Raw genomic sequence first — 14960 nt, 5'->3', positions numbered from 1 at the left:
CCCTGCCCGGCGAGGACTGGGCCGCCCGGTACGCCGACGCGGTGGCCGCCGCCGTGGCCGGCGGCCGGGGGGCGCTGGTCGTGGTGGCCGACGCCCGCGACCTGGACCGCCTCGACGCGGCGCTGACCGGCCTCCTCGGGCCGGGACGGCACGTCTGCCTCTCCGCCGCGCTCGGTCCGGCCCGGCGGTACCGGGCCTTCCTCGCCGCCCGGCGGGGCGACGTGCCGGTGGTGATCGGCACCCGGGCGGCGATGTTCGCTCCGGTCGACCGGCTCGGCCTCGTCGCCATCTGGGACGACGGCGACGACCTGCACGCCGAGCCCCGGGCGCCCTACCCGCACGCCCGGGAGGTGCTGCTCACCCGGGCCCAGCTCGGCGAGACGGCCGCCCTGGTCGGCGGGTACGCCCGCACCGCCGAGGCGCAGCTGCTGGTGGAGACCCGCTGGGCCCGGGAGGTGGTCGCCGACCGGGCGACCGTACGGACCCGGATGCCGGCGATCGCGCCGACCGGGGACGACCCGCACCTGGCCCGGGACCCCGGCGCGGCCTCCGCCCGGCTGCCCAGCCTGGCCTGGACCAGCGCCCGGGACGCGCTCCGCGCCGACCTGCCGGTGCTGGTGCAGGTGCCCCGCCGGGGCTACCTCCCGTCGGTTGCCTGCGCCGACTGCCGTACGCCGGCCCGCTGCCCGCACTGTGCCGGGCCGCTCGCGCTGCCCGCCGCCGACGGGGTGCCCACCTGCCGCTGGTGCGGCCGGGCCGCTGCCGCGTACGCCTGCCCGGAGTGCGGCGGGCGGCGGCTGCGCGCCGCAGTCACCGGCGCCCGGCGGACCGCCGAGGAGCTGGGGCGTGCCTTCCCCGGCGTGCCGGTGCGCACCTCGGGCCGAGAGGAGGTGCTGAGCGCGGTGCCGGGCGGGGCCGGCCTGGTGGTCGCCACGCCGGGCGCCGAGCCGGTCGCCGAGGGCGGCTACGGAGCGGTGCTGCTGCTCGACTCGTGGGCGCTGCTCACCCGGGCCGACCTGCGCGCGGGCGAGGAGGCGCTGCGTCGCTGGCTGGCCGCCGCCGCGCTGGCCCGGCCGGGGGCGGCAGGCGGCCGGGTGGTGGTGGTCGCGGACGGTGCCCTCGCGCCGGTGCAGGCGCTGCTGCGCTGGGACGCCGCCTGGTTCGCCGCCCGGGAACTGGCCGAGCGGCGTGAGCTGGGCTTCCCGCCGGCGGTGCGGATGGCCAGCGTGACGGGCCCGGCGGACGCGGTGGCCGACCTGCTCGCCGGGGTCCGGCTGCCCGACGGCGCCGAGCTGCTCGGCCCGGTCCCCGCCGACGAGGGGCGGGAGCGGATGCTGGTCCGCGTTCCGCGAGCCCGGGCCGCCGCCCTCGCCGAGACGCTGCACGCGGCCGCCGGGCGACGCAGTGCCCGCAAGGCCGCCGACCCGGTCCGCCTCCAGGTCGACCCGCTCACCCTGTTCTGAGCCGTCCCCCAGGCGGGACGGCGCCGGACGGAAACCGGCGGCGGCCCCGCTGACCAGGGAGTCGTCGCACACCGCGTCCGGCAAATGGGTGGAAGACGCGTGATAGCATCGCCCGTCATGCCCGGGCGCACGATGACTCCAGGTCGCGGCGCGGCGCCAGACGCGCCGAGCTGGAGCTGTCGGGAGGCTGGCGCGACAGCGGCGGCAGCTCGTCGAGCCGGCGCCGAATCGATGATGTCAATCAGCCGGTGAGCAGGGGTGGACCACTCGTGACCCTTTGTCAATCGATCGTCTTCAACGGTGACCTCGGCAGCGGCAAGAGCACCGTCTCCGTCGAGATCGCCAAGCGGCTGGGGCTGCGCCGGGTCAGCGTCGGCGACCTCTACCGGCAGATGGCCCAGGAGCGGCAGATGACCGCTCTCCAGCTCAACCTGCACGCCGAGCTGGACCAGGCCGTCGACGGGTACGTCGACCAGCTCCAGCGGGACATCGCCGCCTCCGGCGAGCGCCTGGTCATGGACTCCCGGCTGGCCTGGCACTTCTTCACCGACGCGCTCAAGGTGCACATGATCACCGAGCCGAGCGAGGCGGCCCGGCGGGTGCTGGCCCGCCCGTCCGGCCCGGCCGAGAGCTACACCTCGCTGGAGGAGGCCCGGACCAAGCTCAAGGAGCGCAGCGAGAGCGAGCGCGGCCGGTTCATCATCCGGTACGGCGTCGACAAGGCGCGGCTGCGCAACTACGACCTGATCTGCGACACCACCAGGGCCAACCCGGAGCAGGTGATCCAGCACATCATCGACGTCTACGAGGGGCGGCTCGGCGCCGAGGTGCTGGACGAGGCCCCGCCGCTGCTGCTGCTCGACCCGGCCCGGGTCTACCCGACCGAGGACATCGCCACCCTGCGCGGCCTGTGGGACTCCGAGTTCGTGGGCGACGTGGCCGAGGCCGGCGACGAGGCGTTGGCCCCGCTGACCATCGGCTACACGGGTGAGTACTTCTTCGTGGTCGACGGGCACCGGCGGCTCAGCGCCGCTCTGCAGAGCGGCTTCCCGGTGGTGCCCGCCCGGCTCGTGGGCGAGGTGAACGAGCCGGTGGTGGGCGGGATGAGCGCCATCGACTACTTCGCCGCCCAGGCCCGCCCCAGCGTGATCCACGACTGGGAGGCCGCGCACGGCATCCAGCTCCCGCTGCCCGAGCACGCCCTGCTCGGCGGCGACGCGGTGCTCGCGGGGGAGCCGGGCACCGGCGCCTGACCGGGCGCCCCGGCGCGGTTCGATCCGTGGCGGCCGCAGGTGCAGCCGCTCTCGTTCGGCGCCGGTCCGCACTACCGCCTCGGCACCGGCCTGGCCCGGCTGGAGGCGCAGGTCGCGTTCCCGCTGCTGCGCCGCCTGCCCGGGCTGACCCTGGCCGGCCCGCCCGAGCGTCGGGTCCGGCTCACCCTGCGCGGCTACGCCACCCTGCCGGTCACCCTGGGTGACGGGTTCGCCGGGGGTGGCGTGTCGGCGCGCACGGATCGCGGTACGCCGGCCGGCGCGCCGGGGGCGACTCCGTAGACTGGTACGACACCGCTCGTTCCAGACAAGGAGCCACCCCGCGTGACCGTCCAGCCCATCCGTCTGTTCGGGGATCCGGTGCTGCGCACGCCGGCCGACCCGGTCGTCGACTTCGACGCCGAGCTGCGCAGGCTGATCACCGACCTGACCGACACGATGCGCGAGCAGGGCGGTGCCGGCCTGGCCGCGCCGCAGCTCGGGGTGGGCCTGCGGGTGTTCACCTTCGACGTGGACGACGTCGTCGGGCACCTGGTCAACCCGGTGCTGGAGTTCCCCGACGAGGAGGAGCAGGACGGCCCGGAGGGGTGCCTGTCCATCCCCGGGCTCTACTTCGACACCAAGCGCCGGCAGAACGTCATCGCCAAGGGCTTCAACGGCTACGGCGACCCGATGCAGATCGTCGGCACCGGCCTGATGGCCCGCTGCGTCCAGCACGAGACCGACCACCTCGACGGGGTGCTCTTCGTCGACCGTCTCGACCCGGCCGGCCGGAAGACGGCCATGAAGGCGATCCGCCAGGCCGACTGGTACGACCCGGCCGCCCCGCCGACGGTCAAGCTCAGCCCGCACGCCGCCGGCAACCCGTTCGGCCTGGGGCGGTGACCGGGTGCGTCTGATCTTCGCCGGCACGCCGGCCGTCGCCGTTCCCGCCCTGGACGCCATCGCCGCGTCCGGCCACGAGCTGCTGGCCGTGGTCACCCGCCCCGACGCGCCGGCCGGGCGGGGGCGGGGCCTGGTCCGCTCCCCGGTCGGCGCCTGGGCCGACGCGCACGGCGTCGAGGTGCTCACCCCGGCCAAGCCGCGCGAGCCCGAGTTCCTGGACCGGCTCCGCGAGCTGGCCCCGGACTGCGTGCCGGTGGTCGCGTACGGGGCGCTGGTGCCGCCGGTGGCCCTGGAGATTCCCCGGCACGGCTGGATCAACCTGCACTTCTCGCTGCTGCCCGCCTGGCGCGGCGCGGCCCCCGTGCAGCACGCCGTGCTGCACGGTGACGAGCTGACCGGGGCCAGCGTCTTCCAGTTGGAGGAGGGGCTGGACACCGGCCCGGTGTACGGCACGGTCACCGACGAGATCCGGGCCACCGACACCTCCGGCGACCTGCTGGAGCGGCTCGCCCACGCGGGTGCGGGCCTGCTGGTGGCCGTGCTCGACGCGCTGGCGGCCGGGACCGCCCGCGCCGAGCCGCAGCCCGCCGACGGGGTGTCCCTCGCGCCCAAGCTGACCGTCGAGGACGCCCGGGTGCGCTGGAGCGACCCGGCGTTCGCGGTGGACCGGCGGATCCGCGCCTGCATCCCCGCGCCCGGCCCGTGGACCACGTTCCGCGGCGACCGGGTGAAGCTCGGCCCGGTCACCCCGGTGGCCGACGGTCCGGAGCTGAAGCCCGGCGAGCTGCTGGTCGAGAAGTCCCGGGTGCTGGCCGGCACCGCCACCGGCCCGGTGCGGCTCGGTGAGGTGCGGGCGGCAGGCAAGAAGGCCATGTCGGCGAGCGACTGGGCGCGTGGCGCCCGGGTCGCCGCCGGCGAGGAGTTCGCGTGACCGGGCCGTCCGCGCCCGGAGGCGAATCCTTCTCGGACCGCCCGCGCGGCGGGTCCGCCGCCCGTCCGTCCCGCGCCGACGACGTCCGGCGCACCCGTGGCGTGGGCGCGGGGGACCGCGCCGACCGGCGGGGCCGTCGCCCGGTCCGGCCTGCCGTCGACCTGCCCCGGCACGTCGCGTACCAGGCGATCGCGGCGGTGCACCGGGACGACGCGTACGCCAACCTGGTGCTGCCGGCGATGCTGCGCGACGAGGGGCTGACCGGGCGGGACGCCGCGTTCGCCACCGAGTTGACCTACGGCACGTTGCGCCACACCGGCACGCTGGACGCGATCATCACCGACGCGGCCGGCCGGGACGTGCAGCGGATCGATCCGCCGGTGCGGGACGCGCTCCGGCTCGGGGCGTACCAGCTGCTGCACACCCGGGTGCCGGCGCACGCGGCGGTCTCCTCCACGGTGGACCTGGTCCGGGCCGTCGGCCCCGGAGCCACCGGCTTCGCCAACGCGGTGCTCCGCGAGGTGGCGGGCCGCGATGTCGACGGCTGGGTGGCGAAGCTCGCCCCGTCGGCCGAGACCGACCCGATCGGTCACCTCGCGTTGGCGTACAGCCATCCGCAGTGGATCGTCCGAGCGTTCGCCGAGGCGCTCGGCGGCGACCTGGGCGAGACCGCTCGCCTGCTCATCGAGGACAATGAGCGGCCGCCGGTGCACCTGTGCGCGCGTCCGGGCCTGGCTGACCCGGTGGAGCTGGCCGACGAGGTCGGCGGTGCCCCCGGTGCGTTCTCCCCGTACGCGGTCTACCTGCCCGGTGGCGCGCCGGGGGAGCTGCCGGCGGTGGCGCAGGGGCGCGCCCACGTCCAGGACGAGGGCTCCCAGTTGGTGGCGAACGCGCTCGCGGTCGCGCCGCTGGACGGCCCGGACGGCCGCTGGCTGGACCTGTGCGCCGGCCCGGGCGGCAAGGCCGGCCTGCTCGGCGCGCTCGCCGCGCAGCGCGGCGCCCGGCTCACCGCGGTCGAGGTCGCCGAACACCGGGCCCGGCTGGTCGCCCAGACCACCCGGGGCCTGCCGGTGACCGTGCTGAACACCGACGGGCGCTCCGTCGGCGCCGACCCGCAGCTGGCGGAGGGGCACTTCGACCGGGTACTGGTCGACGCCCCGTGCACCGGGCTCGGCTCGCTGCGGCGCCGGCCGGAGTCCCGCTGGCGGCGCCAGCCGTCGGACCTGCCGCCGCTGACCCGGCTGCAGCGGGAACTGCTCACCGCGGCGCTGCGCGCTGTCCGGCCGGGCGGGGTCGTCGCGTACGTGACCTGCTCGCCGCACGTGGTGGAGACGCACGTGACGGTGACCGAGGCGTCCCGCCGCTGCGGTTTCCCGATCGACTTCGTCGATGCCAGGCCCCTGCTGCCCGCCGGCATGCCCGGGCTCGGGGACGGGCCGACCGTACAGCTGTGGCCGCAGCGGCACGGCACCGACGCGATGTTCCTGGCGGTGCTGCGCCGGGGCTGATCCCCGGGGCAACCCGTGCCACCCGCGACCCGGGGCAGGAGACCTGCCCCGGGTCGCGTCGTCCGGGGCGTACCCCGGTGGCCCGGCCCGTCCGCCCGGCGGACGCGGCGCGGGTCCGGTCCGCGCGGCCGGTACGACCGTTCCGCCGGCACGTGCGAAAGCGGGCGAACGTCCACCGGTTGTGACACGCCGTTGACTTCTCTGATCGATACATGTAACTGTTTCGACCGCAGTTCGTCGACGCCGAGGCTCCCAGCTGAGCCCACCGGTCGCGCCACCCCACCGCACACCCCGCCGACCCCCACGAGGAGTCCCCATGAGACGCCGCACCCCGACCGCGGGCCTCGCACTCGCCCTGTTCGCCACCGTGACGGCAACCCTGGCCGGCGCCCCCGCCTCCGCCGCCCCGGTCGCCGCCGCTCCCGCGCTGGCCGCCGCACCGGACATCTCGGTGACCAACGTCCAGGCCCATCTGACCCAGTTCAACACCATCGCCACCAGCAACGGCGGCAACCGGCGGGCCGGCTCGGCCGGCTACACCGCCTCGGTGAGCTACGTGAAGTCCAAGCTCCAGGCCGCCGGCTACACGGTTACCGAGCAGACCTGCACCAGCTGCACCTACCCGGCGAGCAACCTGATCGCCGAGTGGCCGCAGGGCCCCGCCGACCAGGTCATCATGTTCGGCGCGCACCTGGACAGCGTCTCCGCCGGCCCGGGCATCAACGACAACGGCTCCGGCTCGGCCACGCTGCTGGAGAACGCGCTGGTGCTGGCGCAGCAGAACCCGACCATGTCCAAGCGGGTCCGGTTCGCCTGGTGGAACGGCGAGGAGCAGGGCCTGCAGGGTTCGAAGTTCTACGTCAACTCGCTCAGCACCACCCAGAAGGGGTACATCAAGGCGTACTACAACTTCGACATGGTCGCCTCGCCCAACGGCGGCTACTTCATCAACCGAATCACCTCGACCACGGCCGCGCCGCTGAAGGCGTACTGGGACTCGTTCGGCCTCCAGCCCGAGGAGAACACCGAGGGGCAGGGCCGCTCCGACGACTACTCCTTCGCCAACGCCGGCATCCCCACCTCCGGCTACGCGGCCGGTGCCAGCTACACCAAGACCTCCGCCCAGGCCAGCAAGTGGGGTGGCACCGTCGGCGCGGCGTACGACTCCTGCTACCACAGGTCCTGCGACACCACCGCCAACATCAACGCGACCATCCTCAACCGCGCCGCGGACGGGGTCGCGTACGCCATCTGGCAGCTCGGGGTCGGCGGCACCCCGACGAACGACTTCTCCGTCTCGGTGAGCCCGACCTCGGGCAGCGTGGCCCGGGGCGGCTCCACCACCGCGACCGTCAGCACCGCCACCACCAGCGGCAGCGCCCAGACCGTCAGCCTCTCCGCCACGGGTGCGCCCAGCGGGGTGACGGTGTCCTTCAGCCCGTCGTCGGTCACCTCGGGCGGCTCGGCCACCATGACGGTCACCGCCTCGTCGACGGCGGCCACCGGCACGTACACCATCACGGTGACCGGCACCGGGTCGACCACCCGCAGCGCCAGCTACAGCCTCACCGTCACCGGCACCGGCGGCTGCGCCGGCGGGCAGCTCATCGGCAACAGCAGCTTCGAGTCCGGCACCACGCCGTGGACGGCGACGTCGGGTGTGATCACCAACGCCCAGGGCCAGCCGGCGCGGACCGGGTCGTACAAGGCGTGGCTGGACGGGTACGGCAGCTCGCACACCGACACGCTGTCGCAGTCGGTGACCCTCCCGGCCGGCTGCTCCAGCTACACCCTGGCGTTCTGGCTGCACATCGACACGGCGGAGACGACCTCGACGACGGCGTACGACACGCTGACCGTCCAGGTGGGCAGCACCACGCTGGCGACCTACTCGAACCTCAACGCCGCCACCGGCTACACGCAGCGCACCTTCAACCTGGCCTCGTACGCCGGGCAGACGGTGACCCTGAAGTGGACCGGCGTGGAGGACGTGTACCTGCAGACCAGCTTCGTCATCGACGACGTCACGCTGCAGGTCAGCTGACCGGCCGCGGGTGGGGTGGGGCCGACCGGCAGCGGCGGTCCCGTCCCACCCGCCGTCAGCGGATCGGCAGGCCCTTGCTGCCGGCGCCCTTCAGGGAGCGGGTCAGCGTCCGGTTCTCCAGCCAGAGGAAGCACTGCACCCCGCGGTCGCCGTCGTTCCACTGTTCCTCGACGGGGTGGTAGATGATCGTGCCGGCCCGGTACTGCAGGTCGCTGTTGTTCGGCACCTTCACGTACGTCGCGATCAGCCCCCGGCAGGCCTTGTGCGCCCGCAGCGAGCTGCGCTGGAACTCCGCGTACGTGACGTCGGGGAACGGGTAGACGCCGACGAACTCGGCGTGGTGCTTCGCGGTGCACGCGACCGGGCGCATCTCCTCGATGTCGTCCTTGCTGAACTTCGGGTCGAAGCAGCCCAGGGCCAGCGGGGACCCCGCCTTCAGGGCGTTGCGCAGGGTGGCCGTGCGGGCCGTGACGTTGTCGTCGTCCAGGCTGGCCACCTCGAAGAGGTCGCAACGGAACCAGCGGGCGCCACCGCTCCAGGCCAGCGCCGAGGGGAAGACGACGGTGAGCCGGAGCCGCCCCGAACGCCAGTCGGCGCCGATGGCCTTGCGGACCTCCCGGTCGCACTCGGCCTGGGCGGCCCGCCTTCCGTTCGAGCCGGCGCGCGGGGGAGCGCCCCGGCCGGCGTCGGCACCGGTCAGCGTGCCGACGTGCAGGGTCTCGGCGCGGTGCGAGGTGGCGCAGTCGATCGGGTTGTAGCCGCTGAGGTATCCGACGTCCTGGATCGTGGGGTGGCAGACCCCGACCGCCGGCACGAACGCCTCGGCGGGCGGGAGAGCGCGCCAGTCGTCGGTCAGGTCCCGGTCCACGCCGGCCGGCGCGCCGCACCCGGCGAGCGCCAGCACCGCCGTCACACCCACGGCCGCCGCCGTCCACCATCGCCGCATCCCGCACCGACCTCCCCGTCGATCGTGGCCGCGCCCCGCACCGGACACCGGTGAGAAGGGACCCTTCTCTACCGAAGGCGTCGAGAAGGGGCCCTTCCTTGCACTCGTGCCACGGCGGTGCAGCATACGGCAACGGGCTCAGGTGACGGGGAGTCCCTCCGGGCCGGGGTGCCGCGCCGCGATCGGCGAAGGAGCGCGTTCGTACACTGGCCCGGTGACCGTACCGCCGCCCATCGTCGCGCCCAGCATCCTGGCCGCCGATTTCGCCCGCCTCGCCGACGAGGTCCGCGCCGTCGAGCACGCCGCCGACTGGTTGCACGTCGACGTCATGGACAACCACTTCGTGCCGAACCTGACCATCGGGCTGCCGGTGGTGCAGAGCCTGCGCGCGGCGACCGAGCTGCCGTTCGACGTGCACCTCATGATCGAGGACCCGCGCCGCTGGGCGCCCGGGTACGCCGACGCCGGGGCGTACAACGTCACGTTCCATGCCGAGGCGTGCGACGACCCGGTGGCGCTCGCGAAGGATCTCCGTTCGGCCGGGGCGAAGGCGGGGCTGGCGATCGACCGGGACACCCCGATCGAGCCGTACCTGGAGCTGCTGCCCAGCTTCGACACGCTGCTGATCATGACGATCAAGGCCGGCTTCGGCGGGCAGCGGTTCATTCCGCACCTGCTGGAGAAGGTGCGCACCGCCCGACGGCACGTCGACAGCGGCCACCTGGAGCTGCGGATCGAGGTCGACGGCGGGATCGGCGCCGACACGATCGAGCAGGCCGCCGCGGCGGGCGCCGACGCCTTCGTCGCCGGCACCGCGGTCTACGGCGCCGACGACCCCGCCGAGGCGGTACGCCGCCTGCGGGCGCTGGCGGAACGCGCGGCCTCCGGGGCCTGAGGTGGACCCCGCGGGCGAGCGACCCGACGTCGTCCTGGTCGTCGACGACGACGACGACATCGTGCGGTTCGTCGAGTTCAACCTGCGCCTGCACGGCTTCGAGGTGCTGCATGCCAGCGACGGCCTGGAGGCGCTCGAGGTGATCGCGCGGCAGCGGCCCGACCTGGCCGTGGTCGACCTGATGATGCCGCGCATCGACGGCCTGGAACTGACCCGCCGGTTGCGCGCCGATCCGATGACCTCGGCGCTGCCGGTGATCATGCTGACCGCGAAGGGGATGACCCAGGACAAGGTCAACGGGCTCAGCGTCGGGGCCGACGACTATCTGGTCAAGCCCTTCGACACCCTGGAACTGGTGGCCCGGGTCAACTCCACCCTGCGGCGTTACAAGGAGTTCCGCGAGGTCTCTCCGCTGACCGGGCTGCCCGGCAACAGCCGGATCCGGCGCGAGATCAGCGACCGGGTGCGCAACGGCGCCGACTACGCGGTCGGGTACATCGACATCGACCGGTTCAAGAGCGTCAACGACCGGTACGGCTTCAGCCGCGGCGACGAGTTCATCTCCGCCCTGGCCCGCAGCCTGCACCGGGCCGTGGTGTCGATCGGCCTGCCGCCGGCGTTCCTCGGCCACGTCGGCGGCGACGACTTCGTCATCGTCTGCGCCCCGGAGCAGGTCCGCCCGCTGACCTTCCGCGCCGTGGAGGACTTCGAGAAGGCCGCCGACGCCCTGTACGACCCGGTCGACCGGGAACGCGGCTTCGTCGAGCTGAAGGACCGGCGGGGCAACGTCCGCCGGGCCGCCCTGGTCACCCTCTCCATCGGGGTGTCCCTCTCCGACGCCAACAAGCGCTTCACCGACCCCCGGGAGGCGATCGCCGTCGCCTCCGAGATGAAGTCGGTCGCCAAGAGCCAGCCCGGCTCGTACGTCGCGGTCGACCGCCGCCGGGGCGTACCGTGACACGCCTGTTCTCCCTGTGAACTACCTCGCCTCTGTGGCGACATCCCCCGCCGAACGTGTAAGACTTCCCGTGTACCCACCACGCGCTGGCGGGGCTCGGTGAAATTCCGAACCGGCGGTGATCCACGGCCCGACCGTGGTAAGCCCGCGACCCGGACGGCTTCGGCCGGACGGTGGACCTGGTGAAAATCCGGGGCCGACGGTTGGGGTGCGGCTGGTCCGCCCCCAGACAGTCCGGATGGGAGACAGCGCGCGGGACGGGGAGGCCCCTGCCGGCCGCTGGCACCGCCAGCCGTCGCGTGGGCTCCCCGGGGTCGGCTGTGCCGTCCCCGGATCTCCGCCGCCGCTGATCCGCGGCATCCGTGTCGCCACCTCCCAGCCCCGCCCGCGCACACCGGCGAGCGAGAGGACAGGGGCGGACGATGGCGAGCGTCTCCGTTGACGAGGCGATGCGCCGCGCGATCGACCTGGCCGCCCGTGGCCTCGGCACCACCAGCCCCAACCCCGTGGTCGGCTGCGTGCTGCTCGACGCCGACGGTGAGATCGTCGGCGAGGGATTCCACGCGTACGCGGGTGGCCCGCACGCCGAGATCGTCGCCCTCGCCCAGGCCGGCAGCCGGGCCCGTGGCGGCACCGCCGTGGTCACCCTGGAACCCTGCGACCACACCGGCCGCACGGGCCCCTGCAGCCACGCGCTCATCGCGGCCGGCGTCGCCCGGGTGGTGATCGCCGTCGGGGACCCCAACCCGGTCGCCTCCGGCGGCGCGGCGACCCTGCGCGCCGCCGGGATCGAGGTGGAGTTCGGGGTACGCGCCGAGGAGGCCGAGGCCGGCAACGTCGCCTGGCTCACCTCGATGCGCCGTGGCTGGCCCTACCTGATCTGGAAGTACGCCGCCACCCTCGACGGGCGTTCCGCCGCGGCCGACGGCACCAGCATGTGGATCACCTCGGAGGCCGCCCGGACCGACGTGCACGCCCTGCGCGGCACCGTCGACGCGGTGATCGTCGGAGTGGGCACCGTGCTCGCCGACGACCCCCGGCTCACCGCCCGCAACCTACGCGACGGCACCCTGGCCATCCGGCAGCCGCTGCGCGTGGTGGTGGACAGCTCGGGGCGTACCCCGGCCGACGCCCGGGTCCGCGACGGCGCCGCCCGGACGTGGATCGCCACCACCGCCGAGGTCGGCGCCGGCCCGGACGGCCGGGTGGACCTGCCGGCGCTGCTCGCGGAGCTGCACCACCGCGGCGTCCGGGCCGCCCTGCTGGAGGGCGGCCCCCGGCTGGCGGGCGCGTTCCTCGCCGCCGGCCTGGTCGACAAGGTCGTCGGGTACGTCGCGCCGAAGCTGCTCGGCGCCGGCCCGACCGCGCTGCTCGACGCCGGCGTGACCACCATCGCCGACGTCATCGACCTGGAACTCACCGACGTGACGCAGATCGGCCCCGACCTGCGGATCACCGCGCTGCCCCGGAAGAGGGAGGCCTGACAATGTTCACCGGCATCGTCGAGGAGTTGGGCGAGGTCGTCCGGACCACCGAGACGGGGGGCGATTCCGCGCTGGTCGCCATCCGCGGCCCGCTGGTCACCTCGGACGCCCGGCACGGCGACTCCATCGCCGTCAACGGGGTCTGCCTGACCGTGGTCGACGTCGACGGGGGCGGCGTCTTCACCGCCGACGTGATGGGGGAGACCCTGCGACGCACCGCGCTCGGGGCGCTGCGCCCGGGCGACCCGGTCAACCTGGAGCGGGCCGCCGCACTGAACAGCCGGCTCGGCGGGCACATCGTCCAGGGCCACGTCGACGGGGTCGGCGAGATCCTGTCCCGGGAGCCGGCCGCCCAGTGGGAGACGGTCCGCTTCCGGCTGCCCGCCGTGCTCTCCCGGTACGTGGTGGAGAAGGGCTCGATCACCGTCGACGGCGTCTCGCTGACCGTCGCCGGGGTCGGCGACGACTGGTTCGCCGTCGGGCTGATCCCGACCACCCTCAAGCTCACCACGCTCGGTGCCAAGGGCGTCGGCGACCCGGTCAACCTCGAGGTGGACGTGCTCGCCAAGTACGTCGAGCGGCTGCTCGGCGACCGGGCGGCGGGAGGTGCCCGCTGATGGGCCCGCTCGGCTGGCTGCTCGACGCCCAGTTCCAGATCGGCGGCTCGCCGGTGCTGGTCCGGGAGGTCGTCGGCAACGTCTTCGGCCTCGCCTCCGCGCTGTTCGGGTTGCGCCGGCTGGTCTGGGCCTGGCCGGTCGGCATGATCGGCAACGCCCTGCTGTTCACCGTGTTCCTCGGTGGCGCCTTCGCCACGCCCCAGGCACACGACCTCTACGGCCAGGCCGGCCGGCAGGTGTTCTTCTTCGCGGTGAGCCTGTACGGCTGGTGGCGCTGGTCGCGTAACCGGCGCGCCGGTGGCGGGGAGCAGCCGGCGGTCACCCCGCGCTGGGCCACCGGCCGGGAGCGGCTCGGCCTGCTCGCCGCCGCGGCAGCCGGCACCGCGGCCGCGTACCCGGTGCTGGCGGCGCTCGGGTCGTGGGGGCCGCTGCCGGACGCCTGGATCCTGGTCGGCAGCCTGCTCGCCACGTACGGCATGGCCCGCGGCTGGGTGGAGTTCTGGCTGATCTGGATCGCCGTCGACGCGGTCGGCGTTCCACTGCTGCTGGGCGGCGGGTTCTATCCGTCGGCGGCGATGTATCTGGTCTACGGCGGGTTCTGCGTGGCCGGCCTGGCCGCCTGGTGGCGTACCTCCCGGGCCACGCCGCCGGCCCGCACCCCGATCCCGCCGACGTACTCGGAGGCTGTGGCATGACCATGTTCGGCAGCATTGAGCAGGCGGTGGCGGACATCGCCGCCGGCCGGCCCGTCGTCGTGGTCGACGACGAGGACCGGGAGAACGAGGGCGATCTGATCTTCGCGGCCGAGCTGGCCACCCCGGAGCTGGTCGCCTTCATGGTCCGCTACACCTCGGGCTACATCTGCGTGCCGCTCACCGAGAGCGAGTGCGACCGGCTGGACCTGCCGCCGATGCACCACACCAACCAGGACCGGCGGGGCACCGCGTACACGGTGACCGTGGACGCCCGGGAGGGGGTCAGCACCGGCATCTCGGCCGCCGACCGGTCGCACACCATCCGGCTGCTCGCCGACCCGTCGACCGGCCCGGCCGACCTGGCCCGCCCGGGGCACGTGGTGCCGCTGCGGGCCCGCGTGGGCGGCGTGCTGCGCCGGCCCGGCCACACCGAGGCGGCTGTCGACCTGACCCGGCTGGCCGGCCTGCGCCCGGCCGGGGTGCTGTGCGAGCTGGTCAACGACGACGGCACCATGATGCGCCTGCCGGACCTGGAGAAGTTCTGCGCCGAGCACGGGCTGACCCTGGTCACGATCGCCGACCTGATCGCCTACCGGCGACGTACGGAGAAGCAGGTGGAGCAGGTCGCCGAGGCGCGGATGCCCACCCCGTACGGGGTGTTCCGGGCGCTCGGCTACCGCAGTGAGCACGACACCGCCGAGCACGTGGCGCTGGTCATGGGCGACCTCGGTGACGGGGCGGACGTGCTGGTCCGGGTGCACTCCGAGTGCCTCACCGGCGACGTCTTCGGCTCGCTGCGCTGCGACTGTGGCCCGCAGCTGCAGGCCGCCCTGGCCCGGGTCGCCCAGGAGGGGCGCGGGGTGGTGCTCTACGTGCGCGGGCACGAGGGGCGCGGCATCGGGCTGCTGCACAAGCTGCAGGCGTACCAGCTGCAGGACCAGGGCCGGGACACCGTGGACGCGAACCTCGACCTGGGGCTGCCCGCCGACGCGCGCGACTACGGCACCGGCGCGCAGATCCTCTACGACCTGGGCGTCCGCTCGATGCGGCTGCTGACCAACAACCCGGCCAAGCGGGCCGGCCTGGAGGGGTACGGCCTCACGGTGAGCGGCCGCGAGGGGCTGCCCGTCCGGTCGAACCCGGAGAACGTCCGCTACCTGCGGACCAAGCGGGACCGGATGGGCCACCTCCTGGAGGGGCTGGACGAGGTGACCGAGGCGCCGATGGGCCGCCCGGTCGCCGGCGACGAGATCGGAGCGTAGC

General features: G+C 74.3%; 13 protein-coding genes, 1 pseudogene and 1 riboswitch. Of the genes and pseudogenes, 13 read left to right on the top strand and 1 reads right to left on the bottom strand.

Features of this window, described 5'->3' with window-relative positions; translation table 11 throughout:
* The 7 genes and pseudogenes from ABZ570_RS17100 to ABZ570_RS17070 all read left to right on the top strand — a co-directional run.
* A partial coding sequence (locus ABZ570_RS17100; RefSeq protein WP_358063752.1) for a primosome assembly protein PriA occupies window positions 1-1463 on the top strand: 1463 nt, incomplete at its 5' end.
* 269 nt (window positions 1464-1732) lie between these two features.
* A complete protein-coding gene (locus ABZ570_RS17095) occupies window positions 1733-2716 on the top strand; it encodes an AAA family ATPase (protein ID WP_358063749.1) in 984 nt (327 codons plus the stop codon).
* A 9-nt stretch (window positions 2717-2725) separates the two neighbouring features.
* A pseudogene (locus ABZ570_RS17090) lies at window positions 2726-3016 on the top strand (cytochrome P450); the annotation flags it as partial.
* Window positions 3017-3058: 42 nt separating this feature from the next.
* A complete protein-coding gene (gene def, locus ABZ570_RS17085) occupies window positions 3059-3619 on the top strand; it encodes a peptide deformylase (RefSeq protein WP_358063746.1) in 561 nt (186 codons plus the stop codon).
* Between the two features lie 4 nt (window positions 3620-3623).
* Window positions 3624-4550: a methionyl-tRNA formyltransferase gene (gene fmt / locus ABZ570_RS17080; RefSeq protein ID WP_358063743.1), complete on the top strand. Its 927-nt coding sequence runs from the start codon at window positions 3624-3626 to the stop codon at window positions 4548-4550.
* A 101-nt stretch (window positions 4551-4651) separates the two neighbouring features.
* Window positions 4652-6058 carry a transcription antitermination factor NusB gene (locus ABZ570_RS17075; protein ID WP_358063767.1) on the top strand — a complete coding sequence of 469 codons (1407 nt, stop codon included), beginning with the start codon at window positions 4652-4654 and terminating at the stop codon, window positions 6056-6058.
* Between the two features lie 316 nt (window positions 6059-6374).
* Window positions 6375-8102 carry a M28 family peptidase gene (locus tag ABZ570_RS17070; protein ID WP_358063740.1) on the top strand — a complete coding sequence of 576 codons (1728 nt, stop codon included), beginning with the start codon at window positions 6375-6377 and terminating at the stop codon, window positions 8100-8102.
* Window positions 8103-8157: 55 nt separating this feature from the next.
* Here the strand turns inward: ABZ570_RS17070 and ABZ570_RS17065 are convergent, their stop codons facing one another.
* Window positions 8158-9048: a septum formation family protein gene (locus ABZ570_RS17065; RefSeq protein ID WP_358063737.1), complete on the bottom strand. Its 891-nt coding sequence runs from the start codon at window positions 9046-9048 to the stop codon at window positions 8158-8160.
* A gap of 214 nt (window positions 9049-9262) precedes the next feature.
* Between ABZ570_RS17065 and rpe the strand changes: the two genes are divergently transcribed.
* From rpe to ABZ570_RS17035, 6 genes are all read left to right on the top strand, one after another.
* Complete coding sequence (rpe, locus tag ABZ570_RS17060) at window positions 9263-9943, top strand: ribulose-phosphate 3-epimerase (protein WP_358063734.1); 681 nt, start codon at window positions 9263-9265, stop codon at window positions 9941-9943.
* A gap of 1 nt (window position 9944) precedes the next feature.
* On the top strand, window positions 9945-10901 hold the full coding sequence (locus ABZ570_RS17055; protein ID WP_358063731.1) for a response regulator: 957 nt from the start codon (window positions 9945-9947) through the stop codon (window positions 10899-10901).
* A gap of 81 nt (window positions 10902-10982) precedes the next feature.
* Window positions 10983-11155, top strand: a riboswitch (FMN riboswitch).
* Between the two features lie 168 nt (window positions 11156-11323).
* Window positions 11324-12385, top strand: a complete 1062-nt coding sequence (gene ribD, locus ABZ570_RS17050; protein ID WP_358063728.1) for a bifunctional diaminohydroxyphosphoribosylaminopyrimidine deaminase/5-amino-6-(5-phosphoribosylamino)uracil reductase RibD — start codon at window positions 11324-11326, stop codon at window positions 12383-12385.
* 2 nt (window positions 12386-12387) lie between these two features.
* Window positions 12388-13002, top strand: coding sequence for a riboflavin synthase (locus ABZ570_RS17045; protein ID WP_358063725.1), 615 nt, complete (start codon window positions 12388-12390; stop codon window positions 13000-13002).
* Window positions 13002-13697, top strand: a complete 696-nt coding sequence (gene pnuC, locus ABZ570_RS17040) for a nicotinamide riboside transporter PnuC (protein WP_358063722.1) — start codon at window positions 13002-13004, stop codon at window positions 13695-13697. The genes ABZ570_RS17045 and pnuC overlap by 1 nt, the downstream gene beginning before the upstream one ends.
* On the top strand, window positions 13694-14959 hold the full coding sequence (locus tag ABZ570_RS17035) for a bifunctional 3,4-dihydroxy-2-butanone-4-phosphate synthase/GTP cyclohydrolase II (RefSeq protein WP_358063719.1): 1266 nt from the start codon (window positions 13694-13696) through the stop codon (window positions 14957-14959). Before pnuC ends, ABZ570_RS17035 begins: the two co-directional genes overlap by 4 nt.
* The last annotated feature ends 1 nt before the right edge of the window (window position 14960 follow it).

The organism is Micromonospora sp. NPDC007271 (assembly GCF_040634005.1).
GTDB lineage: Bacteria > Actinomycetota > Actinomycetes > Mycobacteriales > Micromonosporaceae > Micromonospora.
Note: the sequence above shows the minus strand (reverse complement) of the source record. Positions and strands in the feature narration are given on the sequence as shown.

Excerpts from the sequence above, each read along its gene's own strand:
- ABZ570_RS17070 (WP_358063740.1), top strand. The coding sequence starts at position 6,375 with ATGAGACGCCGCACCCCGACCGCGGGCCTCGCACTCGCCCTGTTCGCC.
- ABZ570_RS17065 (WP_358063737.1), bottom strand. The coding sequence starts at position 9,048 with ATGCGGCGATGGTGGACGGCGGCGGCCGTGGGTGTGACGGCGGTGCTG.
- ribD (WP_358063728.1), top strand. The coding sequence starts at position 11,324 with ATGGCGAGCGTCTCCGTTGACGAGGCGATGCGCCGCGCGATCGACCTG.
- ABZ570_RS17045 (WP_358063725.1), top strand. The coding sequence starts at position 12,388 with ATGTTCACCGGCATCGTCGAGGAGTTGGGCGAGGTCGTCCGGACCACC.
- pnuC (WP_358063722.1), top strand. The coding sequence starts at position 13,002 with ATGGGCCCGCTCGGCTGGCTGCTCGACGCCCAGTTCCAGATCGGCGGC.
- ABZ570_RS17035 (WP_358063719.1), top strand. The coding sequence starts at position 13,694 with ATGACCATGTTCGGCAGCATTGAGCAGGCGGTGGCGGACATCGCCGCC.